A 25,395-nucleotide genomic window follows, 5' to 3' on the forward strand; every position below is an offset into this window, starting at 1 on the left:
ATGAAAAAAGTCATGATCAGATCGAGCCTCGGCCTCGCAGTCACGCTTGCCTCCACTCAACTCTTCGCGAGCGGCTTTGCCATCAATGAGCAAAGCATCAGCGGCATGGGCGTGGGCTTCGCGGGTCGATCGTCATCGGCAGAGGACGCCAGCACCGTAGCCGGCAACCCGGCGGGCATGGCCTTCCTCAAGCGTGAGCAATTTACCGTAGGCGCCGCTGGTATCTATGCGGATACGGATATTGACGACTCCCGTTCTACCTTGGGCGGGAGCAACAAGGGCGACATGGTGCCGCTGGTTGGCGTGCCTATGGGCTATTACGTCAAGCCGCTCAATGACCAGTGGGCCGTTGGCTTTGGTGTATATGTACCGTTCGGGCTGGCGACTGATTATGAAAGCGGTTATGCAGGCCGTTACTGGGCAGATAAGAGTGTTGTGAAGGTGATTACCTTCCAGCCCACCATCAGTTACGCATTCAATGACAAGGTTTCCATCGGTATCGGGCCAACGTTCAACCGTATTGAAGGCGAGCTGACGTCTCGTACCATCAACGCCAGCAATCCGATCTCGGGCGGCGATGGCGAAGTGAAGATCAAAGGTGACGATACGGCAGTCGGCTTCAATGCAGGCATTTTGGTGCAGGCGACTGACAAGACGCGCTTGGGGCTGACCTACCATTCTAAAGTTGACTACAAGCTTGACGGCAATACCAAAGCTCGTAACGTGCGGCCTCTCCCGGGGGTTCTTGTCAATTTCAAAGCGGACGCTTCTCTCGATCTCACCACTCCCGAGTCGGCAGATTTGTCGTTCACTCATGAGCTGAACGACCGCTGGACAATCTACGGTGGGAGCACCTGGACTCGGTGGAGCCGACTGGAAAACATCACCGTCAACAGCGATGTAACTGGAACAGCCGCACGTCTTGGCTTGGGGACCATCACCGAGGAGCAGAACTGGCACGACACCTGGGCTCATGCCATTGGCGCTGCGTACAAGGTTAACAAGCAGTGGACACTGCGCACCGGCTTCTCGGTGGACCAGTCCCCCACCAATAACGCCGACCGCTCTCCACGCATCCCATCGGGTGACCGTCGCATCTTCAGCCTGGGTGCCGGTTATAGCCCGACCGACAACCTCACGCTGGACTTCGCCTATTCCTACCTCAAGGAAGAAAGCGTGGACGTGAACCTGGTCAGCACTACAAAAGGCGCCTACAGCGCTACCTACCACAACAGCGCTCACGGCTTCGGCAGCTCGCTTACCTACAAGTTCTAAGCAGCCCGCAATGCAAAAACCGCCCTTTTCCGGGCGGTTTTTTTATGGCCGACAGGGCCATCAATGCACGGGCAGTTCTACCCCGTCGAACAGCTCTTCAAGCTCTTGCTTGTTGTGGCAGGCAATTGCCTTCGCCATGATTTCGCGCGTGAGGTGCGGGGCGAAGCGCTCGATGAAGTCGCACATGAAACCACGCAGGAAGGTGCCGCGGCGAAAACCGATCTTGGTGACACTGGCTTCGAACAGGTGGTCGGCGTCGAGCACCACCAGGTCGCTGTCCTGTTTGGGGACCACTGCCATATGGGCAACGATCCCCACGCCCAGGCCCAGCCGCACATAGGTCTTGATCACGTCTGCGTCGGCGGCGGTAAACACCACCTTGGGCGTAAGGCCGCGATGGCTGAAAGCTTCGTCAAGCTTGGACCGCCCCGTGAAGCCGAACACGTAGGTCACGATAGGGTGCTCGGCCAATACTTCGAGCGTGAGCTTGGGCAGCTTGGTCAACGGGTGGCCTTGCGGCACTACCACGCAGCGGTTCCACCGGTAGCACGGCATCATGATCAGGTCGCCGAACAGCTCCAGCGCCTCGGTGGCGATGGCGAAATCCACTGTACCGTCTGCGGCCATTTCGGCGATCTGCATCGGCGATCCCTGATGCATATGCAGGGCAACTTCCGGGTATTGCTTGATGAACGCACTGATTACCGGGGGCAATGCGTAACGAGCCTGGGTGTGGGTAGTGGCAATGGACAGCGTGCCCTTTTTCTCGTTGGAAAATTCCTGAGCGATTTGCTTGATGCTTTCGACCTTGCGCAGTATTTCGCCTGCCGTGGTGATAATTCGCTCACCCGCCGGGGTCACGCGCGTCAGGTGCTTGCCGCTTCGGGCGAACACTTCCACACCGAGTTCGTCTTCAAGCAGGCGGATCTGCTTGCTGATGCCTGGCTGAGAGGTATAAAGGCTCTGCGCCGTGGCGGAGACGTTCAAATCATGGTGAGCGACTTCCCAGATATAGCGCAGCTGTTGAAGCTTCATTCGCGACCCCCCAAGGCCCAATGCTCCGTTCCCCGCTTGCGAGTAAGGGGGTGACGGCAAGGTTTATAACTATATTGATGGTCCGGGCGAGAATCTAGAACATTTTGAAAAGATCTTTTATGTTTTCCGCCTTCCCGGGGCTTGGGTGAGTGGCACGAGGTACACCGGAACCTCGGCGAGCTGCAATACCCGCGCTGCGGTTCGACCCAACGGCAGTTCCGCTTCGGTAACCCGGCTGTGGCTTCCGAGCACCAGCAGGTCTACCTGCAGCCTGCGAGCCTGGTCGAGAATCACTTCCGCCGGGTCTCCCTGACGCACCCGCACGGCCTGGATCAGGTCCAGATCTCGCTCACCATCGGCGAGGTCTTCGCAGAAGTTGTCCAGTACGCGCTTTTCGATGTTGGCCATCATTACGCTTACCCCCCTGCCATGCAGCTCGCTCAATGTAGGGGCATCGAGGTAACTTTGCAGTACCGACTCCGCGAAGCTGCCCATCGGCTCCACGGCATGGATCACGTGTAACTCCGCCTCGAACTTGCGCGCCAGGGCCAGCGCATGTTGCAACACAAGCGGCGCGTAGGCGCCCAGGTCGGTGGCGTACAGCATCGAACGAATCATCTGCGCTCCCGCGCCGCCCTCGTCGGCGGCGATACGGCCAAGTCTAGCAGCGGCACGGTAAAGCGGCAGGTATCCCATCGCCCGCGGCCCGCCTCGTCCAAAGGGCAGCCCAAGGCATTGTCGAAGGGCCGCAGAACGCGTTAAGGTTCGGCACCCCCGCGCCCACCGCTCGCCCGGTCGCGCCTGACCTGCCTGATAACGAGTACCACCATGGCCGATTTACCGATCAACGATCTGAACGTCGCCTCGAACGAGACGCTGATCACCCCCGATCAACTCAAGCGCGACATCCCTCTCAGCGACGCAGCACAAGCGACCGTGGCCAAGGGCCGGGATGTGATTCGCAACATTCTGGACGGCAACGACCACCGCGTGTTCGTGGTAATCGGGCCTTGCTCGATTCACGATATCGAAGCCGCCCACGACTACGCTCGCCGCTTGAAAGCTCTGGCCGAGGAAGTGTCCGACACGTTGTATCTGGTGATGCGAGTGTATTTCGAGAAGCCGCGCACCACCGTAGGCTGGAAGGGCCTGATCAACGACCCTTACCTGGACGACTCCTTCAAGATCGCCGATGGCTTGCATATCGGGCGCCAGCTGTTGCTGGACCTGGCTGAAATGGGCCTGCCCACGGCTACTGAAGCGCTGGACCCGATTTCGCCGCAATACCTGCAGGACCTGATCAGTTGGTCCGCCATCGGCGCCCGCACCACCGAATCCCAGACCCACCGCGAAATGGCGTCCGGCTTGTCTTCGGCAGTTGGCTTCAAGAATGGCACCGATGGCGGCCTCACCGTTGCGATCAACGCCTTGCAGTCCGTTTCCAAGCCCCATCGTTTCCTGGGCATCAACCCGGAAGGCGGCGTGTCCATCGTCACCACCAAGGGCAACGCCTATGGCCATGTGGTGCTGCGCGGCGGCAACGGCAAGCCCAACTATGATTCGGTGAGCGTGGCACTGTGCGAGCAAGCGCTGGACAAAGCCGGCATTCGCCCCAACATCATGATCGACTGCAGCCACGCCAACTCCAACAAGGATCCGGCGCTGCAGCCTCTGGTGATGGAGAACGTGGCGAACCAGATCGTCGAGGGCAATACGTCGATCATCGGCCTGATGGTTGAAAGCCATATCAACGCCGGCGCGCAGGCGATCCCCAAGGACCTTTCCGAGCTCCAATATGGCGTATCGGTGACTGACGCCTGTATCGGCTGGGACACGACCGAGCAAAGCATTCGGGCGATGAGAGACAAGCTCAAGCCACTTCTGGCGGGGCGTCAGCGCGGCTGAGGCAGTTCTGGGCTGGCCACGATGAAACGCCGGGATAACCCGGCGTTTTCATGTAAGGCGCTCGCTTACAGCTTGGCAGCCCGCCGCTGGTGGCGTTCCATATACCGCTCTACATACGAGCAGGAAGGAATGACCGTGTAGCCCATGCTGTCGGCGTACTCAAGGGCTTTTTCGGTCAGGGCGGCGGCTATCCCCCTGCCTCGCAGGGCGTTGGGGACAAACGTGCGGTAGATATCCAGCGTCTGCTTGCCCAGATCCATGTAGGTCAGGTAAGCACGATGGCCGTCCACGTTGGTCTCGAACTGATGACCTGCCTGGTCATGATGAATGGACAACGCCTCGCTCATTTCGAATCCTCGCGGGTCTTGGAATTAGACCCCTACCATACCGCTGTTTCATCGTTGTTGGAACTGCTGTCGCAATCGGGCGATCGCGCTCGCAGGCCTGGCGGCACCGTTACGGCCTTTGACAGCCCATGGCCCCTGAACGGTTCCGCGGACATCACGCGCCGAACGTCCGAGGGTTGGACTGCGCCTAGACCCTGAAAGTCACTGCAAGTTCCAACTAGTGGCAAGTTCGATAAGGTGTAACTGCTGATCTTCTAGTTGCCCCACTGATATGGATCCTGAGCCGCAACTACGCCATCAGGCTTTTCGCAGGCGTTGAACCGATAGATTTTTTAACCGTTCTTGCGCAGTTCCAGTTTACTTACTACAAGTAATGAGTACTATGTACGCCGGCTATTTTCTCGACCTCGAGAAATGGCTACTAAATAGAAAGTCCTTTGAAGGGGAACACGATGAACAACGTTCTGAAATTCTCTGCTCTGGCTCTGGCTGCCGTTCTGGCTACCGGCTGCAGCAGCGCGTCCAAAGAATCCGAAGCTCGCCTGACCGCTACCGAAGACGCTGCCGCTCGCGCACAAGCCCGTGCCGACGAAGCGTATCGCAAAGCTGACGAAGCTCTGGCCGCTGCTCAGAAAGCCCAGCAGACCGCAGACGAAGCCAACGAGCGCGCTCTGCGCATGCTCGACAAGGCTAGCCGCAAGTAATCCTTCGGGATAGCTGCAAAAAAAACCGGCCTATGCATGTAGGCCGGTTTTTTATTGCCACCTTGTTACAGCGGCTGCGCAGGCGCCGTGCTCAACGCCGGGCTACCGGGAGCGCCAATAACTACCGGTAGCCCGTCCTCGGCACCGATCACATCCCGCACCCGGTCCCAATCCACGCTGACTACACCGGTGAGGTCCTTGCGATTGAGCAATGCATTGATCACCGCAGTGTGCTTGTCCTCGCCAGACGGTGCGCCCTGGGCATCCAGCGGCGTGTGCGCCTCCAGATACACCTGCCCGCTCGCCACACCGAACTTGTAAGGCTCATTGATGATTCGCACCGGAGTACCTACCGGTACCAGGGTGGAGAGTTCGAGCACATTCTCGTTGTACATGCGGAAGCAACCATGACTGGTGCGCGTGCCAATCCCAAACTTTTTGTTCGAACCATGAATCAGGTACCCAGGCAGGCCCAGGGAGAACTTGAAGGGGCCCAGCGGGTTGTCCGGGCCTGGCGGCACCACGTTCGGCAGCGGATCGCCATCGGCCGCATGCTCGGCCTTGACCGAGGCAGGCGGCGTCCACGACGGGTTGGCCGTCTTGGCGATGATTTTGGTGGTCGCTACCGGCGAGCCCCAGCCTTCGCGCCCGATACCCAGCGGGTAGGTGCGCACTGTGCCCTGCCCTTTCGGGTAGTAGTAAAGCCGGTATTCGGCCAGGTTGATAACGATCCCCTCCCGCGGGCCAGGCGGCAGAATGAACCGGGTGGGCAATACGATTTCAGTCCCCGGCTTGGGTAGCCAGGCATCCACGCCGGGGTTGGCCGCGAGCATCTCGTTGTAGCCCAGGTCATAGGCCTGGGCGAGGTCAGCGAAGGTGTCTTCATATTTGGCGGCAACCGTCTGCACCTGGCCGACGATATCTTCCCCCGGCGGGGGCAGCGGAAACTCCAGCGCTGTCGCGGGCCCCGCCACGAGGACAGCGGCCAGGGACAGGCAACGGCTAAAGGCTGGGAAGCGCGGCAACATCCTGGAAAATCCTTAAATGCAATGAACCAAGGCACAAATCGGCGATTGTACACCTGGCCCCAGCGCGGCGGGAACGCCGCAGCCCAACGGCAGGCTTAATCGTAGTCGTTCTGTAGGCCCGGCCACACGGGCCGGGTTCCCTTGCGCTGGGCAAAAAGAATGGCGCGGCACAACGGGCACAGCCGGGTATCGCGAAAGATGCCCCGGGCCACGTTCTGCCAGCGCGGTTGGGCCGGCAGCAAGCCACCACACAAGGTACGGTCGATGGAGCCGCCCAGTTCCAGTTGCCGGGCGGCCACGTGCACCCGCACTTCCTGGCAGGCGAACAGGTCGAGCTGTTCGTCAGGTTCGATCAATTGGTAGGCGTGCAGGGACCAGGCAGGACGTGGCATAGGGGCTCCGGAAGGGGGCGCAACCTTAGCTCAAAGCCTGCCCGGAGAAAAGTCTCACAACAGGGGTTTGAGGCTTGGCCATACATTTTCCAGCAAGCGCGGCTGCGCCTCGGCGCGGGGATGGATGCCATCCTCCTGCATCAGGGGCGCGACACCACCTACGCCGTCCAATAAAGAGGGGACGAGGGGAACCTGCTTCTCGCTGGCGACCTGCTGATACACCCGGCTGAACGCATTGATGTAAGCCGCGCCGTAGTTCGGCGGAAGTGGAACACCCAGCAACAGCACGCGAGCACCGCTCTGCTGGGCACGATCAACAATCCATGTAAGGTTTTGTTGCAATTGCGCTGGCGGCTGCCCGCGTAACCCATCGTTGCCCCCAAGCTCCACGATCAGCAGGTCCGGCTTGTTCGCCGCAAGCAGCGGCTCCAGCCGCGCGCGCCCGTTGGCACTGGTGTCACCGGTGATCGAAGCGTTGACCACCTGGTCGGCATAACCCTCTTCTTTCAGCCGCTGCTGCAGCAGGGCAACCCACCCTTTGGAGGTATCCAGGCCGAAACCGGCGCTGATACTATCGCCCAGCACCAGCAAGGTCCCTGCGCCAGCGGTCTCAGCCATGCAGACCGCCCACAGCGCGGCGGCCACTTTCCACATACGCATCGGAATCTCCATGGGCGCAAGCATTCTCACAGCGCGGAACCTTAGCAAAGTGGTTTCCGGCACGGAAGGCGATTTGCACATTCTTCACGCGCTCTCACTCGAACTGGCCGCGGGCGACAGCCTGGCCATCGTGGGCGCGTCTGGCTCGGGCAAATCCACCTTGCTGGGGCTTCTGGCCGGCCTGGATCAACCCAGCGACGGCGAAGTAACACTGGCGGGCCGCGCCCTCAATGGGCTTAGCGAAGACCAGCGCGCTCAGGTAAGGGCCGAGCACGTAGGCTTCGTGTTCCAGTCGTTCCAACTGCTGGAAACCCTTACAGCACTGGAAAACGTGATGTTACCCCTGGAGTTGCACGGCCGTGCCGACGCGCGCGCCCAGGCCACCGCCCTGTTGAGCCGGGTGGGGTTGGGGGAGCGCCTGGGGCATTGGCCGCGGCAGTTGTCCGGTGGCGAGCAACAGCGGGTGGCTATTGCGCGAGCGTTCGCTGCCGAACCCGCGGTGCTGTTCGCCGATGAGCCCACAGGTAACCTGGACACTCACACCGGCGAGAAAATCACCGAACTGTTGTTCACGCTCAACCGTGAACGCGGGACCACCCTGGTACTGGTAACCCATGACGAGCGCCTGGCCCACCGCTGCCGGCGCTGGATACGCCTGGAGGCGGGGCAACTGGTTGCCTCGGGGGCCAACTGATGGCGCCCGGCAGGCTGGGGCTGGGCCACCTCTGGCGCCTTGCCGCGCGGCAACTGCGGCGCGATGCACGCGCCGGGGAGCTACGGGTGCTGTTCTTTTCCTTGCTGGTAGCGGTGGTAGCGAGTACAGCCATAGGCTATTTCGGTGCTCGCCTGAATGCCGCCATGCAGTTGCGCGCGACCGAATTCCTGGGCGCCGACCTGGTGTTGCAAGGCAGCACACCGGCACGGCCGGAACAACTGCGTACCGGGCGAGAGCTGGGGCTGGATCACGCACAGGTGGTGGAATTCAGCAGCGTGGTCGCGACCGACCAGGCCATCGAGCTGTCCAGCGTGAAAGCCGTGGACAGTGATTACCCGTTGCGAGGCAAGTTGCGCAGCGCCGCCCAGCCCTACGGCGAGGAGGTCGAAGGCGGCGCGCCGGCCCCGGGCGAGGCGTGGGTAGAGCCGCGCCTGCTCAGCGCACTCGGGCTGAAGATCGGCGACAGCGTGGACATCGGTTCGAAGCGGCTGACGCTAACCCGGGTGCTCACCTACGAACCGGACCGCGCCGGTAATTTCTACAGCCTTACCCCACGTGTGATGATCAACCTGGACGACCTGGCGGCCACGGGGGTTGTGCAGCCCGGCAGCCGGGTGACCTTCCGCGACCTGTGGCGCGGGGATGCCGTGAACCTGGAGCAGTACCGCGAGCTGGTCAAGGTAGGGCTGAACCCGAACCAGGCCTTGCGCGATGCCCGTGACAGCAACCGCCAGGTCGGCGGCGCACTCAGCAAGGCCGAGCGCTACCTGAACATGGCCAGCCTGGTGGCGATACTGCTTGCCGGGGTTGCCGTGGCATTGTCGGCCGCCCGTTTCGCCGCTCGCCGTTACGACGCCAGCGCGCTGCTGCGCTGCCTTGGGTTGTCACGGCGTGATGTGTTGTGGGTGTTCTCGCTGCAACTGGCAATGCTGGGCCTTGCGGCTGCGATTGCAGGGGCGGCGGTCGGTTGGCTGGCGCAGTTCGGCATCTTCGCCCTGCTGCAGGGCCTGCTGCCGAGCGTGATCCCCGGCGGCGGCCCCTGGCCGGCGCTGGCGGGCATGGCGACCGGCATGGTTGCGCTGGCTGGCTTTGCCTTGCCGCCGCTCGCTGCCCTTGGCCGCGTGCCGCCACTGCGGGTATTACGGGGCGACCTGCTGCCGCTCCCGGCCAGCACCTGGGCCGTTTACGGCAGCGCATTGCTGGCGCTGGGGCTGATCATGTGGCGGCTCAGCCTGGACCCACTTCTCACCGTTGCCCTCGGAGGCGCCGGGGCCTTGGCAGCCCTGCTGTTGGGGGGGCTGCTGGTGCTGGGCCTGCGCCGCTTGCGCACCGCCCTTGCGGGCGCTTCGCTGCCCTGGCGCCTGGGCGTCGGGCAATTGTTGCGTCACCCGTTTGCTGCGGCAGGGCAGGCGCTTGCCTTCGGCCTCATCCTTTTTGCCATGGCGCTGGTGGGATTACTGCGCGGTGAACTGCTGGACTCCTGGCAGCGACAGCTTCCGGCCGACGCGCCTAACTACTTTGCGCTGAACATCCTGCCCGACGAGCGCGATGCGTTCGCGGCGCGCCTGCGAGAGTATGGCGCGGTGGCCGCCCCGCTCTACCCCATCGTTCCGGGGCGGCTGACCGCGATCAATGGCCAGCCCGTGGCCGACGTGGTAACGGAAGACAGCCAGGGCCAGCGCGCGGTGCAGCGTGACCTCAACCTCACGTGGGCCGCCGACCTGCCTGAGGGCAACCGGCTGCTGGCCGGCCAATGGTGGGCGCCTGCGCCAGGTGCGTTGCCGGGCGTGTCCGTGGAGCAGAAGCTGGCCGAGAGCCTGGGCGTGAGCGTGGGCGATACCTTGACCTTCAACGTTGGCGGCGCCGTTCGAGATACCCGCGTGGCGAGCGTGAGGACGGTGAGTTGGGACAACTTCCAGCCCAACTTCTTCATGATCTTCGAGCCGGGTACCCTGCAGGACTTCCCGGTCACCTACCTCACCAGTTTCTATCTGGCGCCAGGCCAGGATGCCCAGGTCGTCGCCCTCGCCCGCGCCTTCCCGGCGATGACGCTGTTGCAGGTACAGGCGCTCCTCGAACAACTGCGCAGCATACTGGCGCAGGTCACCCTGGCGGTCGAGTACGTGCTGGTGTTCGTGCTGGCGGCGGGGCTGGCCGTGTTGTTCTCCGGCCTGCAAGCCACACTGGATGAGCGGATTCATCAAGGCGCCCTCCTCCGGGCGCTTGGGGCCAGCCGAGCGTTGCTTATCCGGGCACGGCGTATCGAGTTCACTGTGCTGGGACTGGCCAGCGGCGTACTGGCCGCGGTGGCCGCCGAAGCCGCCAGCTGGGCGCTTTACCGCTTCGCGCTGAACCTCACCTGGCACCCCCATGCCTGGCTGTTGTTATTGCCACTCGCCGGCGCGCTGGTCATTGGCGTCGCCGGGGTGTTCGGTACGCGTCGGGCGCTCAATGCCAGCCCGCTGCAGGTGCTGCGCGAGGGCTGACCAACCGCCGCAGGGCTTCGGGTGCCGCCACCTGAAGCCCTGTGGTAGGGTGGCGCGCAACAGCGCATGCCAGGAGGTTGCTTGAGTACCAACATCATTACCCGCGCAGGGTTCGACACGCTCAAAGCCGAGCTGGACCAGCTGTGGCGCGTCACCCGCCCTGAGATCACCCAGAAGGTGCAGTGGGCCGCCTCGCTCGGCGACCGCAGCGAAAACGCCGATTACCAGTACAACAAAAAGCTGCTGCGCGAGATCGACCGCCGCATACGCTACCTGCGCAAGCGGCTGGAAGACATTCGGGTAGTGGACTACGCCCCTGAGCAGGAAGGCCGGGTGTTCTTCGGCGCCTGGGTGGAAGTAGAAAACCTGGAAGGCGAACTGCGCCGCTTCCGCATCGTGGGCTACGACGAAATCTACGGGCGCAACGATTACATTTCAATCGATGCGCCCATGGCCCGGGCCCTGTTGAAGAAAGAGGAAGGCGACGAGGTGATGGTACCCACGCCCACCGGGGAAGTGTGCTGGATCATCAACCGGATCGAATACACACCCTGAGGGCCGTTCACCCGAACGTTAGCAGCCCTTGCCTTGCCACCCGAGTGAGCGCGGCGATCACGGCAGGCGCCTGCTCCGCAGGCGGCGATTGCACCACGGCAAGATCGAAACGGTTATCGGCGAACTGTTCCAGCGGTTGGCCCGGCTCCAGAAAGCGGACGGAAAACGGTGCCGATTTACCGTTGCGGCGAGGCCAGCCATCGAGGCAACGCAGGAGCGTAGGCTGATGGCGACCTACCAGCAGAATGCTTGGGATATGTGAAGCCAATGAAGAACCAGGCAGGGGGGCAAGGCAAACGATAGGGCGCGGACAACTCATGGATACGGACTCCGCCTCACGGGTTTCGCGGGCAGGTGCGAGGCGACACCGAGCCAGCGTTTTAGCGGTATTTCAGGCTTTTGTGAAAGCCCAGGCGCCCCGCAAGTAGCTGTCTAAATCGGCGCATGGGAGGGATCCTATTAGCCATGGTGACGGGTGTCAACGGTGGTTCCATTCGCCAGCTTCGCTGGTTCCTACGGTAGGAGCCAGCGAAGCCGCAGGCGCAGCTGGCGAAAAGGCTACCTGGGCTCGAGGGACTCGCGTGCGCGGTCGAACGCCAGGTAATACTTGTTCACGTTGTTCACGTAACGCACCGGCGCCAGGCCTACGTTTTCCATGGCCACGCGCTCTACCTGGAAAAACCAGCGGTTGGGGTCCAGCCCGCGCTGCTTGGCCTGGGCCCTGAACCGCTGCACCCGCTCCGGGCCCATGTTGTAGGCCGCCAGCACGAACGCCATCCGCTCACGCTCTTCCATACCCTTTTCGTTAAAGAAATTACGGCGGATCAACGCCAGGTAACGAGCGGCGGCCTTTACGTTATCGTCCAGCTCGCTCACGCTTTTCACCCCCACGCGGCGTGCCGCTGCCGGGGTGATCTGTAACGGCCCGCTGGCGCCGCTGCCGCCCTTGGCATCGGGCTCCAGGTCTGATTCCTTGTACGCCAGCGCCGCCAAATCCAGCCAGTCCAGGCCTTGCTGCCGGGCGTTGCGTTGCAATACCGGCCGCAGTGCTTCGAGCCGCGCGCGATCGTCGTGTTGCAAAGGGTTCTGGGTTTGATAAAGCGCACGGCAGGCATCGAGCAGCGCCTTGTCCTGATTCGCCGGCGCCCGGTATTGCCCCAGGAACTCGCGCACGCTGTCGCTAAGCTGCGGCGCGTCTTCGCGTACATACCAGCTCATGGGGGCAGGTGCATGGAACGGCACACGGCGGTCGATGCGCAGGTCTGGCATCAGCTTCACCCAACGCTCGGCGATGGGTTGCTCCACCAACGTGACGGCGTACACACCCGCGCTGACCATGTCCAGCACGTCTTCCACGCCCAGGCTTGCATCGGCCCACTCCACGGTGATCGGCGGGCGGTGCCGCGCCGCCAACTGAGCATTGGCCCGATTGACCGCTTCTTCTGCCGCGCTTCCGGCAACCAGCACCAGCCGCTTGCCCGCCAGTTGGTCGAGCGTGGTGATTGCGCGGTGCCGGCGAGGCTGCACCAGGACTAGCGCCGTGTCGGCAACCGTGGTTGCTGCGGTGACGGTGTGCGAACTGGCTGCCACCGGCAGCGCCTCGCCGGGGGCAGCAAGGTCGGCCTCGCCCCGCTGCAGTGCCGCCAGCAGCTGCCCCTTGGGGCGAGGCACGGCCTTGAGGCGCACCTGAGGATGGCGCCCGGGCTGGCCGTTGAGGTAATCCTCGAAGGCTTTGAGGCGCTGGTCTTCCACACCGAGGGCTGCACCTGCAACGGTGGTGGAACTGTTACGGCTTTGGTTGACCACCACCCGCAACACTTTGGCCTGGCGGATCTGATTCAGATCGCGTGCCGGGGGCGTGACGCGGCGGGGCTCTGCCAGCGCAGCGGTGCTGGCGAAAACGAAAAGCGCGAGTGTGGCCAGGCGCAACGCCCGGCCAACAGCGGGACCTTTCATAGGTGCTCCGAGGTAAAAAGCCCGCCCCCTCCGTACCGCTGGGGGCTACCAAAACCGCGCTGGCTTGCCAGCGTCGGGTTTTATTTATAAGGGTGTAGCTTTGGTATGCTTTCCGGCCTCAGCCTGAAAGGAGCCACCATGCAACTCATCGACATCGGCGTCAACCTGACCAACCCGGCATTCGACGAGCAGCATGCTGAACTTTTACGCAGGGCCACCGAAGCGGGCGTGGCGCAAATGATCATCACCGGCACCAGCGCCGACGTGAGCGAGCAGGCCATCGAACTGGCCGAACGGCTGGACCCGGCGGGCCAGGTTCTGTTCAGCACTGCCGGGGTGCACCCACACGATGCCAAAGCCTGGAACGCCGATACCCGTCGCCGTATAGAAGCGTTATTGCGCCACGAACGCGTGCGTGCGGTAGGCGAATGCGGGCTGGATTTCAACCGCGACTTCTCCCCTCGCCCACAGCAGGAACGCGCGCTCGAGGAGCAGCTCGCCCTGGCGGCTGAACATCGCCTGCCGGTATTCGTTCATGAGCGCGATGCCGCAGCACGGTTGCTGCCGATCCTGCGGGAATGGCGAGATCGCCTCCCGGCGGCGGTAGTGCACTGTTTCACTGCGGGCCGGGACGAACTGTTCGGCTACCTTGACCTGGACCTTCACATCGGCATCACGGGATGGATCTGCGATGAACGCCGCGGCAGCCACTTGCACCCGCTAGTAGGCAGCATCCCGCGTGGCAGGCTGATGCTTGAAAGCGATGCGCCTTGGCTGCTGCCACGCACCCTGCGGCCGAAGCCCAAGAATGGTCGCAACGAACCAGCGTTCCTTACCGAGGTGTTGCGGGAAGTGGCACGGCATCGGGGCGAGAGTGCAGCTGAGCTGGCCGCGCACACCAGCGCTTGCGCCAAAGCCTTCTTCGCGCTTCCGGAGGCGCCGGCAGCACAGGAATAAAGCGGCCACATGGCAGGCCACTTAGCGAATGGTTGAAACTTAAGCAGCAGCTATAAGGCCCATAGGAAAGGACGATTCGCTCGAACCTGAGCGCTGGACTAATCTTGTATCCAGAATCATTCGCATCCATTTGGAGTTCACGCCATGCTTAGACGCCTCGCTTGCCGTACCGCGGGCCGTATGCCCGGGAACTGTACCCTGGACACCGGCGGTACTTCGGCCTCGATGTTCACCTTGCCATTACTGGTTATCGCCCTGGCCTTGGTGGGCCTGGGGTTCGCCACCGCCAATGCGCTGGAAGTGGTGATCGGCGCGATCTGCCTGGTCGCTGCCCTGAGCAAACCGCATCAGGACGAAGCGCACTGACGCTAGCCGAATACCGTTACGGTCTGCCGGCTGAGGGCGAGCAGTTCGCCCTCGGCGCTCCACAACGCGGCCGAGGTATGGCCGTAGCCATCGGCCGCATGTTCGATCAACGCTCGATATCGATACCAGCCCTGCCCGTCCAGGTTACGCACGGGCTGCATGAATTCGATCGTCCAGGTGAGTGTGCTGCCAGCCGCCGGTGCCGCGAGGTGCGGCAATACGGCCGGTGGCCAGGCATCTACCAGCGCCAGCAGATGAGCCTCGTCGAGCATCGAGGGCTCGCTTTCCCCCCTCAGCCGCACCCAGCCTCCGATTGCCGGTGACGGTGTATTGCTGAAGGGCAAGCCGCCGATCCCCCAGCGCATGTGCAAGTGCTTGAGGTATTGGGGTGTGAGCCCTTCAATGTATTCCAGCGAAACACACTGCTCCAGCGGTTTTAGCTCCGGCGCGGGCATGGCGCTCGCGGCAATCCGCGAGGCCCGGGCGGCGCCGAAGCTGCCCTGGATCAGCGTGACCACGCCCCCTGCCTGCACGGCTTTGCCCAGCACCGACACCACGGACTTGCCCGAGCGCAGCACCTCTACTTCGAATGAGGTGGGCATATCCAGGGCCGCCGGCGCCACGAAACTGATCGCCAGCGAGCGTACCGGACGGTCGCCCAGCCCCTGCTCTGTCAGCCGCAGCCGCATGGCTTCATACAGCAAGGCCGCCATCAGGCCGCCGAAACCGGCCCGGCCCTGCGACCAATCCTGCGGGATACACACCGCCCCGGCGTTATCCCGTACGGCGTGCAACAGTTCACGAAATTCCATCTGGCGCCCCTCGGCCGCTCACGCAAGTCAGCGTTTTGCCATGGCCCGCTCGAGGCGCGCAAGGGCCTTATCCGCCAAACCCTCGGCTTTGTGCAGCTCTGTTTGCCATTGGGGCCGATAGCTGGCCAGCGCCGGCTGCGCATCGGCCTGATGCAGCCACTGAACACGGTCATGCCAGTCCCCCAGGGCGCCTTGCGCATTCTTCAGCGCCTTGGCCAAGCCCTGGGCCACCGGATCATGTTCGGGATACGCCTCACCGCCGTAACGTACCCGCTTGATCAGCAAGCGCAGACGGTGGCGGTCGTGGCCGGGATCTTTCATGGCCTTCGCCAGTTTGCGCCACTGTTTGCCGAGAGACTTCTTCAGCGTGCGGTCAAGCTTGTCGCCCACCCCATAGCTCGCCGAGGTGCGCAGCAAAGGGACGATGGCGTCGATCAGCCTGAGCAACTGGCTAAGTTCGGTACTCTCGGCCACACCGGGGTACACCGCTTCGGAGGGTTGCGGCGCGTGCGGGAGGTGGCTGGCCAGCACCTCCTGATCGCGCAGCGGCGTCGTAAGGTTGCCCAAGGCCCGTGCAGCCTCTTCGAGGCGGTCGATCCCAGGCAGCCCGCGCAATGGCCGTAGCAGGCTGCGCAGGCGGCGAGTAGCGGTGCGCAGGTCGTGCAGCGCTTCGCTGTCAGTGGCCACTGACAGCCGTGCCTGGCACGCCAACAAGCGCACCTGAGTGGCAATAAGCCGGGCAATCACCCGGTCCAGGGTAGAAGACATATCAACTCCGATCGTGTTGTGAGTGCCGCAAGCGCGGCAATTGCCGCTTGAGTGCACGCAGCGCGGCCAAGGCTTCCTGCCCGGCCATCGGCTCTGCACCATAGCGCTGCCGGCTGAAGGCTTGAGTAAAGGCTTGAATGTACGGCGCCTGTGCCGGTAGTACCTGGCTCGCGCGCGTGGCGAACGCCTGAGGGCCCTCCGCCGGCGCCCGGACAAGGCCATGACGCCGCAGCGCTTTCTCGAAGGCCCGGTACTGACGTAACTGCGGATCGAGGCGTTGCTGCCAGGGCCGCAATATGGCCAGGGCCATGATCAATAGCGTAGCGCCCCCGCCGACCGGCAACAGCCAATCCACCGCACCGGCGAACCATTGGCTGAGCCACTGCCGCTGCTGGTTCTCCTGATAGCCCAGCACCCAGCGCTCCCAGCCGTAGTTAAGGTTCTCCCAGCCCAGGCGCAGGTCGTTCAGCCAGGCGAAGTTGCGGTACCGCAGGGCCGAAAAGGGTGACGCCGCCAGGAACGGTTCATCGGCGGCCAGGGCCTCGGCCAGCCCGGCTTCCACCCGCTGCGGTGCCACGGCGGCAGTGGGGTCGGCGCTCGCCCAGCCGGTGCCCGGCGCCCAATACTCCACCCAGGCATGAGCGTCGTACTGGCGCACGCTGAGGTAGCTGCCGCGCGGGTTGAATTCCCCGCCCTGGTAGCCAATCACGATGCGGGCTGGCACGCCCATGCTTCGCAGAAGGAAGGTCAACGCGCCGGCATAGTGCAGGCAGAAGCCGCGGCGCGTGTCGAAAAGAAAGCCGTCGATGCTGTCGCTGCCCAGCGGGGACGGGCGCAGGGTGTAGTGATAGCCCTGCTGGTTGAATAATCGCAACACGGCCCGCACGCGCTGCGCGGGGTCCGCGGTGCTGGCGGCGAGGCTGGCGGCCAGCTCACGGCTGCGAGGGTTGCCACCCGCAGGCAGCGCGAGGGCCTGGCGACGGGCCGCCTCGCTGAGGCCAGGCTCGCGCACAGCCTGTGGCCAGCCACTGGCTTCATAGCTGTAGGCCTGGTCGATCACCCTCGGCCGCTGCCAGCGGAAGTCATATCCCTGGCGCGCGCCCGCCCCTTCCAGGCGGCCCGTGTCCAGCATAAACAACCAGGGCTGGCCGCTGGCTTCCTCGATCACCCGATAACGGTACGCCGTCCCCTGGGGTTGCCAGGCCGCCGGCTGGCGCACCGCGCCAGGGTCACTTTGGGTCCAGCGGGTGCCATCGAAACGATCGAGGGTCAGCGCGCGCCAGTACAGCGCCTGGCGCGGCGGTAGCGGGCCGTCGAATGCGGCGCGAAACGCCAGTTCCGCCGACTGGGCGAGCTCGGCGATGTCGCCGGGCGCAACCGTGTCGCTAAGCCCCGTGCGGGCGCGGTCACCCGGCATGGGCAGTGACCACAGCGGCCCCATGCGAGGGAAGAACACGAACAGCACCACCAGCAGTGGCAACGCCTGGGCCAACATGCCGCCAGCCCGGCGCAGAGGCATCAGTGCCGGCCCCGGGGGGCTTTCCAGCGCAACAAGGGTGGCCAGCAACGCGCTCAGCGGCAGCAGGCTGTACAAGGCCCAGGCCAGGCTGGCGTCGAACAGGTACCCCACGCCCAGGCAAAAGAAGCCCAGCATCACTACCACCCGTGCATCCCGCGTGGTGTTGACCTCCAGCAGCTTGAGCACCGAAGCGGCTACCAGCAGGGCCGCGGCGAACTCCAGCCCGATGACCGTGCCCACCGATACATATAGCCCAGCAACGGTTGCGCTCAGCAGCGCGCCCTTTACCAGCCAGCCGGGGCTGGCCTTGCGCCGGCGAGTCAGCCATGCCCGCCAGAGGCTGCACCCCAGCCAAAGCCCCAGCAGCCAGAGCGGGACGTTCAACCACAGCGGGACCATCACCAGCGCTTCGGCCCCCAGCAACCAGAGCAAGCCGGGCCAGGACAGCCCCGGCGCCTTCACGGGCGGGCTGTGTTTCATGGTGCGGCCCCATAAAGTGCCAATGCCTGCAGGCTGGCTTCACGATGTGGTTCATCGGCGGCGGTGGCCAGGGCGATGCCGGGCAGGCGCAGCGAAAATGCCCGACCTTCGCGCGCCAGCTCCAGCACCCAGTGGCACAACACTGACAAGCGCTCTTCGAGGGGCCCGTCGAGGGCGTCAAGGTCCAGCGCGGGATCACGGCCGCGCACCTCGGCGAAGGCCTTGATCAGCAGGGCCTGGTTCTTTGAATAGGCCTTCCAGTGCAGCCGACGCCAGGAGTCCCCGGGGCGGTACTCTTGCAAGCCCTGAAAATCATCCACGCCGGTATCCAGCACATGCCAGCCGTGGTCTTCGGCATCGCTTGCCGGCCCGCTGCGTGGCGGCAGGGGCCCCGGCACAGGCGCGGGATATACCAATGTGCGCTGGCCGAGGTCGACCCAGCTCCATGCCCGTATCAACCCCAGGGGAAAGCGGGTTTCCAGACGGATGCGTGGCGCGGATAACCAGCCACGGCGCTCTGTGGGCAGCGACAAGGTCAGCCGCTGGCCTTGCCCTGCGGGGATATCGCACCGCTGCAGGCGCGTGGCCGCCCAGCCCACCTGAATACCCAGGTGCTCGCGCCCATGGCTTTGCAAGGCGAGCCCGAAATGCGCAGGCTCCCCGGCGAATACCGAGGCGGGCGGCTCACCGGACAGCTCCAGCCCACCCAGGTTGCGGTAGGTATGAAGGATGGCGACCACGAATAATCCGCCCAAGGTGAAGGCCAGGGCGTAGGCCATGCTGTTCTGGTAATTGATGGCGGCGAGCAGCACCAGCCCGGTGGTGAGCAGGTAGCCGTACCCCGCCGAGCTGGGAAGGATGTAGATACGCCGGTGGTCGAGGGTGACACGAGGCGCCGCAGGCGACCTGCGCGCCTGCCATTGCGCCAGGCGCCCTCGCCAGCGCTCGATCACAGCGCCGGCACCTCGCTGAGCAGCCATTGCACCAGCGCCCCGCCACTCTGCCCGCCCGGGTCGGCGCGCTCCCGCAAGCGGTGGCCGGCCACGGCGGGCAACACCGCCTGAATGTCTTCCGGCATCACAAAATCACGACGATCGAGCAAGGCCCAGGCGCGGGCCGCGGACAGCAACGCCAGGCTGCCCCGAGGCGATAGCCCCACGGCGAAGCGCGGCTGGGTGCGCGTAGCCTCGACGAGGCGCAGCACATAGTCCACCAGCGCCTCACTGACCTTGATCGCCTTGGCCCGGGCCTGCGCCTGGGCCAATTGCTCATGGTCCAGCACCGGCGCCAGCCGCGGCAACATGTCCCGGCGTGCTTCGCCCAGTAACAGCGCCCGCTCCGCAGCATGGGCCGGGTAGCCCAGCGACAGGCGCATGAGAAAGCGGTCCAGCTGGGATTCAGGCAGGGGGAAGGTGCCGCCCTGGCTGCTGGGGTTTTGCGTGGCAATCACGAAAAACGGCTGCGGCAAGGGGCGCGTGGCGCCTTCGATGGTGACCTGGCCTTCTTCCATCGCCTCCAGCAGCGCACTCTGGCTTTTGGGCGTGGCACGGTTGATTTCGTCGGCCAGCACCAGCTCGGCAAAGATAGGCCCGGGATGGAAGGCGAACTGGCCGCTGTCCTTGTCGAACACCGAAGTGCCGAGAATGTCACCTGGCAGCAGGTCGGAGGTGAACTGAATGCGCTGGAAACTCAGCCCCAGCACCTTGGCCAGGGTGTGGCTGAGCGTGGTTTTGCCCATGCCGGGCAGGTCTTCGATCAACAGGTGACCATCGGCGATCAGGCAGGTCAGCGCGAGCCGCACCTGAGTGTGCTTGCCCAACAGTACTTCGTTGACGGCCCCCAGGCACGCCTCCAGTGGATCAGCCATGGTCACCCCTCTCGCGTTGGCGGTATGGCGGCCCGAACGCGTACGTCAGCCAGGCAAGGAGGGATCAGCCCGCATTGGTGCTTAGCGGCCAGCCCTCGATTCACGAATATAGAACCGCGCTTTCTCGGCCTTGTTGCTACAGCCTTCGAACGCTTCGAACTGCTGCTGGGTCTTGGCGCCGGTCAACAGCGACAGTGCCTTGGAGTAGCTCACGGTTCCGGCAAACCCTTCGGCCTTGGCCAGGTCCAGTTCGTGCCAGGCGGCGTCGAGCTGGGTGGCGCAACTTTCGCGGTAGGCGGTCTTGGCGGCGCAGCCGGTCAACAGTACAGCGAGCAGAGGCAGACAGACCCAGGCTTTCATCGATTCGAACACTCCAGAATTCATGCAACGTGCAGATAAGACGGTGCGGCGGTTGAAAAGTGCCTGCCGCACGCGGGGCCGGCGGATTGTTCCTGGCCGACGAACGGTGCATTGTTAGCACATCGTCCGCGGGAAACCTATCCAAAGGGGGCTTGATGAAACAATCCGTGGCATTGGTACTGGGTTCGGGCGGCGCGCGGGGCTATGCGCACATCGGCGCCATCGAGGAAATCGAACGCCGCGGCTACAACATCAGCTGCATCGCCGGCTGCTCCATGGGCGCGGTGGTGGGCGGTATCTACGCAGCGGGCAAGCTGGAGGAGTACCGCCACTGGATCGAGCGCCTGGACTACCTCGACGTGCTGCGGCTGGTGGACGTGAGCTTCCGGATGGGGGCGATCCGCGGCGACAAGGTATTCGGGCAGATCCGCCGCATCGTGGGCGAGCTGAACATCGAAGACCTGCGAATTCCCTATACCGCCGTAGCGACCGACCTCACCCACCAGAAGGAAATCTGGTTCCAGGAGGGCTGCCTGCACCAGGCCATGCGCGCCTCAGCAGCCATCCCCAGCCTGTTCACCCCGGTAATGATGGGCAACCGCATGCTGGTGGATGGCGGGTTGCTCAACCCGCTGCCAATCGTGCCCGTGGTCGCCAGCCATTGCGACCTGGTGGTGGCGGTAAACCTCAACGGCGCGGGAACCTTGCCGTTCGAGATGCCAGTGATCGAACGTCCCCCGGCGTTCCGCAACCGTTTCGATCGTCTGCTCGATTCCCTGGGATCGCGCATGCCCCTGCGCCGTCGCCAGGCTGAAGCGGTGCTGCAGATGGAGCGCAACGTACTGGCCCCGGTGAGCGCCTCGCCTGAGCCGTGGTTCACCGGTGGCCTGGCGGACGACCTGGCCGCCAGCCTTGCCGACAGCATGGGTGACCCGGTAATGGAAGCCCGCCCCAAGCGTCGCCGTAATCGGGCCGGCGCGGACGAAACCGTCCCCTCCTCGGCCACCGGCGCTGTGGTGGTCGACACCGTGGGCCCTGCGTCCTTGCTGGACCTGATCAACCAGAGTTTCGAGGTGATGCAAACCTCACTGTCTCAGTACAAGATCGCCGGCTACCCACCCGATGTACTGATCGAGGTGCCCAAGCGTGTGTGCCGCTTCTTCGAGTTCTACAAGGCGCCGGAATTGATCGCCCTGGGCAGGCGCATGGCCAAGGACGCCTTTGATCGCTACGAAGGCAAGGCCTGATCGAGCGCCGTGGCCTCCAGCAGCCGATAGCCCACCCCGGGCTCGGTCTGGATGTAGCGTGGCCTGGCCGGGTCGTCGCCGAGTTTGTGGCGCAAATGGCCGATCACGATTCTCAGGTAATGGGTGTCGTCGGCATGTGACGGCCCCCAGATGTCGATCAGCAGCTGCCGTTGGGTAATGACCCGCCCCGGGTGCCGTGCCAGCTGTGCCAGCACTGCGTACTCTTTTCGCGTGAGGCTCAGCGCCATGCCGGCCAGGGTTACCCGGCGCCCGGCCAGGTCCACATTGAGCTCGCCAAGCCGCACCGTCGCCGCCTCGCCTTGCCCGGGCGTGGCCTGGCGCAGCAAGGCCCTCACCCGCGCCAGAAACTCCTGAATACCGAACGGCTTGGTCACATAGTCGTTGGCGCCCGCGTCCAGTGCTTGCACCTTCTGCGCCTCGCTTGCCCGTACCGACAGCACCAGCACGGGGGTTTGCGTCCATTCGCGCAGTTGCGCCAGCACCGCCTGGCCGTCCATGTCCGGCAGGCCCAGGTCCAGCACGATCAGGTCGGGGCGGCCCAGCGCGGCCTGCTCGAGACCCTGGGCGCCGGTTTCGGCTTCCAGCACTTTGTAACTTTGGGCGCCCAGCGCAATACGCAGGAATTTACGGATCTGTGGCTCGTCATCCACGATCAGCACAGTGGCAAGGTCGGGCATGTTCAGGGTTCGCTGTGCGGGCCAGGTGGCGGGTGAAGCGGCAAGCATAGGGCGATGCGGGTACCCTGGCCACCCTCGGCATCGCTTACCAGTACCTGCCCCCCGTGGGCGCCTACCATACCCTGGCAGATAGCCAACCCCAGGCCCGTGCCCTGGCCGCCACGGTCCCCCCGGGCGGCGGTATAGAACATGTCGAAGATCCGCTCACGCTCTTCGAGGGGAATGCCAGGCCCTTGGTCGCTCACCGTCAGGCATAGCCGGTCATTGTCCTGAAGGGCTTCGACGAGGATGCGCCCCCCTGGCGGGGAAAACCGCGCGGCGTTCTCCAGCACATTGACCAACGCCTGCTCTATGAGCGCCGGATGTACCCACAGTAGCGGCAACGCCGCTGGGGCCACCACCTCGACTGCGAACGGCGCCAGTACCGAGCGCAAGCGCTGCAGCGCCGCCCCGATCAGCTCGTCGGCCGCGATCCAGTCCCGGGCGAGGGTCAGCGCGCCATGGCCGAGGCGGGTCATGTCCAGCAGGTTCTGGATATAGCGGTCCAGGCGCTCGCATTCCAGCCGAGTGGTTTCCAGCAGCTCGGCGCTGTCCGCGGGGGTCAGCAACTCCCCCAACGATTGCAGGCTTTCTATACTGCCGCGCATGACCGTGAGCGGTGTGCGCAGGTCATGGGAAACGGACGCCAGCAAGGCGCTGCGCAGTTGTTCGGTTTCGCCGTGCAGCCGCGCCGCCTCCAGTTCCTCGGCCAGCCGGGCGCGAGCCAGCGCCTGGGCCAGAGGCTGTGCAAGGGCCATGGCCAACTGGCGCCGTTGCCGGCTGATGGTCCCTGGCTCTGCGGCGGCCAGCCCCAACACGCCGAGGGTGCGGCCGTCGGCTACCAGCGGCCACCACCACCATCGGCTACCTGGTAGGGTACCGCTGCCCTCACCCGCCGCCTGCCCGTGCTGCCAGGCCCAGTCGGCCGCAGCGCGCTCCGTGGCGCTGAGGTTTACCGGTAAATCACCATTGGCCTGCAAGGCGTTATCAGCGCCACGCTCCAGCAGGCAGGCGCGCACGTCGGCCCAGCGCGCCAAATGGGTGGTGGCCGCTGCCGCAACGGCGTGATGATCGCTGGCGGCTGCCAAGCCCCGGGAAAAGTCCAGCAGCTCGGCAGTTTCAGCCTGAGCTTCGCGCAGCGCTTGCAATTGTCGGCGCTGACGCCCCGCGAGCTGCCCGGTCAGGGTTGCCATCACCAGGAAGAACAGCAGCGTGAGCACGTCCTCCCCGCGCTGGATCATCAGCGAATAGCGCGGCGCAATGAACAACAGGTCATACATCACGAACGAAGCCACGGCGCACACCAAGGCCGGGCCGGTGGCGCTACGTACGGCTATCAACAGCACAGCCGTGAGAAAGATGAGCGAAACGTTAGGTAACGCCAGCCAGCCAGCTACGCCATAGGCCAAAACGCTGGCCATGGCGGCAGCCAGGATCGCCAGCAGGTAAGGCCCTGCCGGCTGAGGGTTCAGCGGCGCACGCGTTTTACTGGCGGGCAAGGCCTGGTCCCGCTCCAGTACGCTGATTTCAAGCCTGGGAGCGCCTTGCAACAACCGCACGGCGACACCCCGCCGCCAACGCCGCCGCGCCCCGGAGTGCCCTACCAGCAGCAGGCTGGCGTGGCGCTCATGGGCATGCTCCAGAAGCGTGCGGGCAGGGTCGGCACCGCGCAATACCACAACCTCGCCCCCCAGCCGCTCAGCCAGTTGCTGGGCCAGGGCCAACCGTTGCCGGCAGGTTTCGTCCTTCGGTGTGCCGTCTTCCACATGCACCACGCTCCAGGGCAAGTGCCGGCGCTGGGCAACCAGGCTGGCATGGCGGATCAGGCGCTCGGCCTGGTTGTCTGCTGCAATGCCTACCAGCAAGCGGCCGCGCAGGCTTGCAGTACGTAGCGATTGCCCACCGCCATCGCGATCAAGCCCGGCATCCACCTGCGCGGCCGCGGTTTGCAACGCCAGCTCACGCAGGGCGGCCAGGTGGTGGGGGGTGAAAAACGCTTCGATGGCCGCCCTGGCCTGCTCGGGCACGTACACCTTGCCCTCGCGCAGCCGCTCCAGCAGATCATGCGGTGGAAGGTCGATCAGCACCAGTTCGCTGGCGGTCAGCACCAGCCAGTCCGGGACGGTCTCGCGCACTCGCACGCCAGTGATTGCGCGTACCCGGTCGTTGAGGCTTTCCAGGTGCTGAACGTTCACCGTGGTGTACACATCGATGCCGGCCGCCAGCAGCTCCTGCACATCCTGCCAGCGCTTGGCGTGGCGGCTACCCGGTGCGTTGTCGTGGGCCAGTTCGTCGATCAATGCCAGTTGCGGCCGGGCCTGCAGCAGGGCGTCGAGGTCCAGCGCTTCCAGCCAGCGGTCGCGGTACTGCACCTTACGCAGCGGCTGCCGGGGCAAACCGGTGAGCAGCGCTTCGGTTTGCGCCCGGCCATGAGTGACCACCACCCCGGCAACCACATTCACACCCTGGCGCTGCCGGGCCTGAGCCGCCTGCAGCATGGCGTAGGTTTTACCCACGCCAGCGGCGGCGCCCAGGAACACTTTCAAGCGCCCCCGGCCAGGCTCCGGGAGCGCAGCCAGCAAGGCGTCCGCGCGAGCGGCATCGCTAATGGTCATGGCTGCACTTCATAACGGGGCGGCGCTCACGGCTGTCGGGAAGGCGACGTTAACCTATCCAGCGCCAGGTTCAAGGCCAACACGTTCACCACCGGTGGGCCGAACACCGGCTGGCGTACCTGATCCGCCACCAGCGCCTGCACATCGTCTTGAGCCAGGCCCCGGGCGCGAGCCACCGCAGGCACCTGATACAACACAGATGCCGGTGGCAGGTCCGGGTCCAGGCCGCTGGCAGACGTGGTCAGCAAGGCCAGCGGTACCGGGCCGGCCATGGGCTCATGCAGCGCCTTGGCGGCATCGGCGATGCGTGTAGCCAGCGCCGGATTGGTGGCCGCCAGGTTACTGGCCGAACTGGAAACAGTCGCATAATCCCCTGCCGACGGCCGAGGCTGGAACCAGCCGGTCCCCTCGAACTTTTGCCCCAGCAGCGCGGAGCCGCGCACCTGGCCCTGGCTATCGCGCACCAGGCTTCCCTGCGCCTGAGGCGCGAAGGCGAGCTGGGCCACTGCGGTCACCAGCAGCGGGTAAGCCACACCGGTAAGGGCGGTCATGATCAATAACAAGCCCACGGCGGGGCGTACGAACGACAACATGGAAAATTCTCCAAAT

Annotated in this window: 26 protein-coding genes; 9 read left to right on the forward strand and 17 right to left on the reverse strand. The window is 64.4% G+C overall.

Annotation, left to right across the window (positions count from 1 at the left end; all coding sequences use genetic code 11):
- Positions 1-1,275 carry an OmpP1/FadL family transporter gene (locus tag G7016_RS12750; protein WP_181114685.1) on the forward strand — a complete coding sequence of 425 codons (1,275 nt, stop codon included), beginning with the start codon at positions 1-3 and terminating at the stop codon, positions 1,273-1,275.
- Positions 1,276-1,335: 60 nt separating this feature from the next.
- Here G7016_RS12750 and cysB read toward each other — a convergent pair whose 3' ends face one another.
- Both cysB and G7016_RS12760 read right to left on the reverse strand, forming a co-directional pair.
- Positions 1,336-2,310: an HTH-type transcriptional regulator CysB gene (gene cysB / locus G7016_RS12755; RefSeq protein WP_181114688.1), complete on the reverse strand. Its 975-nt coding sequence runs from the start codon at positions 2,308-2,310 to the stop codon at positions 1,336-1,338.
- Between the two features lie 117 nt (positions 2,311-2,427).
- Positions 2,428-2,928, reverse strand: a complete 501-nt coding sequence (locus G7016_RS12760; RefSeq protein WP_181114691.1) for a universal stress protein — start codon at positions 2,926-2,928, stop codon at positions 2,428-2,430.
- A 210-nt stretch (positions 2,929-3,138) separates the two neighbouring features.
- On the opposite strand from G7016_RS12760, the gene G7016_RS12765 reads away from it, so the two are divergent.
- Positions 3,139-4,215 carry a 3-deoxy-7-phosphoheptulonate synthase gene (locus G7016_RS12765; protein WP_181114694.1) on the forward strand — a complete coding sequence of 359 codons (1,077 nt, stop codon included), beginning with the start codon at positions 3,139-3,141 and terminating at the stop codon, positions 4,213-4,215.
- Between the two features lie 65 nt (positions 4,216-4,280).
- Here the strand turns inward: G7016_RS12765 and G7016_RS12770 are convergent, their stop codons facing one another.
- The gene (locus tag G7016_RS12770) at positions 4,281-4,562 is read right to left on the reverse strand and encodes a GNAT family N-acetyltransferase (RefSeq protein WP_181114696.1); all 282 of its coding nucleotides are present in this window, start codon (positions 4,560-4,562) and stop codon (positions 4,281-4,283) included.
- Positions 4,563-5,014: 452 nt separating this feature from the next.
- Here G7016_RS12770 and oprI point away from each other — a divergent pair, with 452 nt between their 5' ends.
- Positions 5,015-5,266, forward strand: coding sequence for an outer membrane lipoprotei OprI (gene oprI / locus G7016_RS12775; protein ID WP_181114699.1), 252 nt, complete (start codon positions 5,015-5,017; stop codon positions 5,264-5,266).
- A 65-nt stretch (positions 5,267-5,331) separates the two neighbouring features.
- On the opposite strand, the gene G7016_RS12780 is transcribed toward oprI, so the two are convergent.
- From G7016_RS12780 to G7016_RS12790, 3 genes are all read right to left on the reverse strand, one after another.
- Positions 5,332-6,294, reverse strand: coding sequence for a L,D-transpeptidase family protein (locus G7016_RS12780; protein ID WP_181114702.1), 963 nt, complete (start codon positions 6,292-6,294; stop codon positions 5,332-5,334).
- A 95-nt stretch (positions 6,295-6,389) separates the two neighbouring features.
- Entirely contained in the window at positions 6,390-6,686 is a 297-nt protein-coding gene (locus G7016_RS12785) for a hypothetical protein (protein ID WP_181114704.1), read from the reverse strand.
- Between the two features lie 54 nt (positions 6,687-6,740).
- Positions 6,741-7,346 carry an arylesterase gene (locus G7016_RS12790; protein ID WP_181114706.1) on the reverse strand — a complete coding sequence of 202 codons (606 nt, stop codon included), beginning with the start codon at positions 7,344-7,346 and terminating at the stop codon, positions 6,741-6,743.
- A gap of 10 nt (positions 7,347-7,356) precedes the next feature.
- On the opposite strand from G7016_RS12790, the gene G7016_RS12795 reads away from it, so the two are divergent.
- From G7016_RS12795 to greB, 3 genes are all read left to right on the forward strand, one after another.
- The gene (locus G7016_RS12795; protein WP_181114708.1) at positions 7,357-8,040 is read left to right on the forward strand and encodes an ABC transporter ATP-binding protein; all 684 of its coding nucleotides are present in this window, start codon (positions 7,357-7,359) and stop codon (positions 8,038-8,040) included.
- Positions 8,040-10,547 (forward strand): ABC transporter permease, encoded by a 2,508-nt coding sequence (locus tag G7016_RS12800; RefSeq protein WP_181114711.1) that lies wholly within the window; start codon positions 8,040-8,042, stop codon positions 10,545-10,547. Before G7016_RS12795 ends, G7016_RS12800 begins: the two co-directional genes overlap by 1 nt.
- A gap of 81 nt (positions 10,548-10,628) precedes the next feature.
- Positions 10,629-11,102: a transcription elongation factor GreB gene (gene greB / locus G7016_RS12805; protein WP_181114713.1), complete on the forward strand. Its 474-nt coding sequence runs from the start codon at positions 10,629-10,631 to the stop codon at positions 11,100-11,102.
- 7 nt (positions 11,103-11,109) lie between these two features.
- Here greB and G7016_RS12810 read toward each other — a convergent pair whose 3' ends face one another.
- Positions 11,110-11,421 carry a class I SAM-dependent methyltransferase gene (locus G7016_RS12810; protein ID WP_181114715.1) on the reverse strand — a complete coding sequence of 104 codons (312 nt, stop codon included), beginning with the start codon at positions 11,419-11,421 and terminating at the stop codon, positions 11,110-11,112.
- A 239-nt stretch (positions 11,422-11,660) separates the two neighbouring features.
- A complete protein-coding gene (locus G7016_RS12815; protein ID WP_181114717.1) occupies positions 11,661-13,058 on the reverse strand; it encodes an MltF family protein in 1,398 nt (465 codons plus the stop codon).
- Positions 13,059-13,196: 138 nt separating this feature from the next.
- Here G7016_RS12815 and G7016_RS12820 point away from each other — a divergent pair, with 138 nt between their 5' ends.
- On the forward strand, positions 13,197-14,015 hold the full coding sequence (locus G7016_RS12820) for a TatD family hydrolase (protein ID WP_181114719.1): 819 nt from the start codon (positions 13,197-13,199) through the stop codon (positions 14,013-14,015).
- A 144-nt stretch (positions 14,016-14,159) separates the two neighbouring features.
- Complete coding sequence (locus tag G7016_RS12825; protein WP_181114721.1) at positions 14,160-14,381, forward strand: hypothetical protein; 222 nt, start codon at positions 14,160-14,162, stop codon at positions 14,379-14,381.
- Positions 14,382-14,383: 2 nt separating this feature from the next.
- Here G7016_RS12825 and G7016_RS12830 read toward each other — a convergent pair whose 3' ends face one another.
- The 6 genes from G7016_RS12830 to G7016_RS12855 form a co-directional block, all read right to left on the reverse strand.
- Positions 14,384-15,193 carry an acyl-CoA thioesterase gene (locus tag G7016_RS12830; RefSeq protein WP_181114723.1) on the reverse strand — a complete coding sequence of 270 codons (810 nt, stop codon included), beginning with the start codon at positions 15,191-15,193 and terminating at the stop codon, positions 14,384-14,386.
- A 27-nt stretch (positions 15,194-15,220) separates the two neighbouring features.
- A complete protein-coding gene (locus G7016_RS12835; RefSeq protein WP_181114726.1) occupies positions 15,221-15,961 on the reverse strand; it encodes a CHAD domain-containing protein in 741 nt (246 codons plus the stop codon).
- Position 15,962: 1 nt separating this feature from the next.
- Positions 15,963-17,960 carry a transglutaminase TgpA family protein gene (locus tag G7016_RS12840; RefSeq protein WP_181114728.1) on the reverse strand — a complete coding sequence of 666 codons (1,998 nt, stop codon included), beginning with the start codon at positions 17,958-17,960 and terminating at the stop codon, positions 15,963-15,965.
- Positions 17,957-18,940 carry a DUF58 domain-containing protein gene (locus G7016_RS12845; protein ID WP_181114730.1) on the reverse strand — a complete coding sequence of 328 codons (984 nt, stop codon included), beginning with the start codon at positions 18,938-18,940 and terminating at the stop codon, positions 17,957-17,959. Before G7016_RS12845 ends, G7016_RS12840 begins: the two co-directional genes overlap by 4 nt.
- Entirely contained in the window at positions 18,910-19,827 is a 918-nt protein-coding gene (locus tag G7016_RS12850; protein WP_181114732.1) for an AAA family ATPase, read from the reverse strand. Before G7016_RS12850 ends, G7016_RS12845 begins: the two co-directional genes overlap by 31 nt.
- Positions 19,828-19,908: 81 nt before the next feature.
- On the reverse strand, positions 19,909-20,187 hold the full coding sequence (locus G7016_RS12855) for a hypothetical protein (protein ID WP_181114734.1): 279 nt from the start codon (positions 20,185-20,187) through the stop codon (positions 19,909-19,911).
- A 155-nt stretch (positions 20,188-20,342) separates the two neighbouring features.
- On the opposite strand from G7016_RS12855, the gene G7016_RS12860 reads away from it, so the two are divergent.
- Complete coding sequence (locus G7016_RS12860; RefSeq protein WP_181114736.1) at positions 20,343-21,434, forward strand: patatin-like phospholipase family protein; 1,092 nt, start codon at positions 20,343-20,345, stop codon at positions 21,432-21,434.
- Here the strand turns inward: G7016_RS12860 and G7016_RS12865 are convergent.
- The 3 genes from G7016_RS12865 to kdpC are packed head-to-tail and all read right to left on the reverse strand — an operon-like array spanning position 21,416 to position 25,379.
- Positions 21,416-22,132, reverse strand: a complete 717-nt coding sequence (locus G7016_RS12865; RefSeq protein ID WP_181114738.1) for a response regulator — start codon at positions 22,130-22,132, stop codon at positions 21,416-21,418. The two genes, G7016_RS12860 and G7016_RS12865, sit on opposite strands and share 19 nt — an antisense overlap.
- Positions 22,133-22,134: 2 nt before the next feature.
- Positions 22,135-24,780, reverse strand: coding sequence for a sensor histidine kinase (locus G7016_RS12870; RefSeq protein WP_181115194.1), 2,646 nt, complete (start codon positions 24,778-24,780; stop codon positions 22,135-22,137).
- Between the two features lie 32 nt (positions 24,781-24,812).
- Positions 24,813-25,379 (reverse strand): potassium-transporting ATPase subunit KdpC, encoded by a 567-nt coding sequence (gene kdpC / locus G7016_RS12875; RefSeq protein ID WP_181114740.1) that lies wholly within the window; start codon positions 25,377-25,379, stop codon positions 24,813-24,815.
- Between the last annotated feature and the right edge of the window lie 16 nt (positions 25,380-25,395).

Origin of the sequence: Pseudomonas japonica (assembly GCF_013522925.1) — a bacterium.
Classification (GTDB): Bacteria; Pseudomonadota; Gammaproteobacteria; order Pseudomonadales; family Pseudomonadaceae; genus Aquipseudomonas; species Aquipseudomonas japonica_A.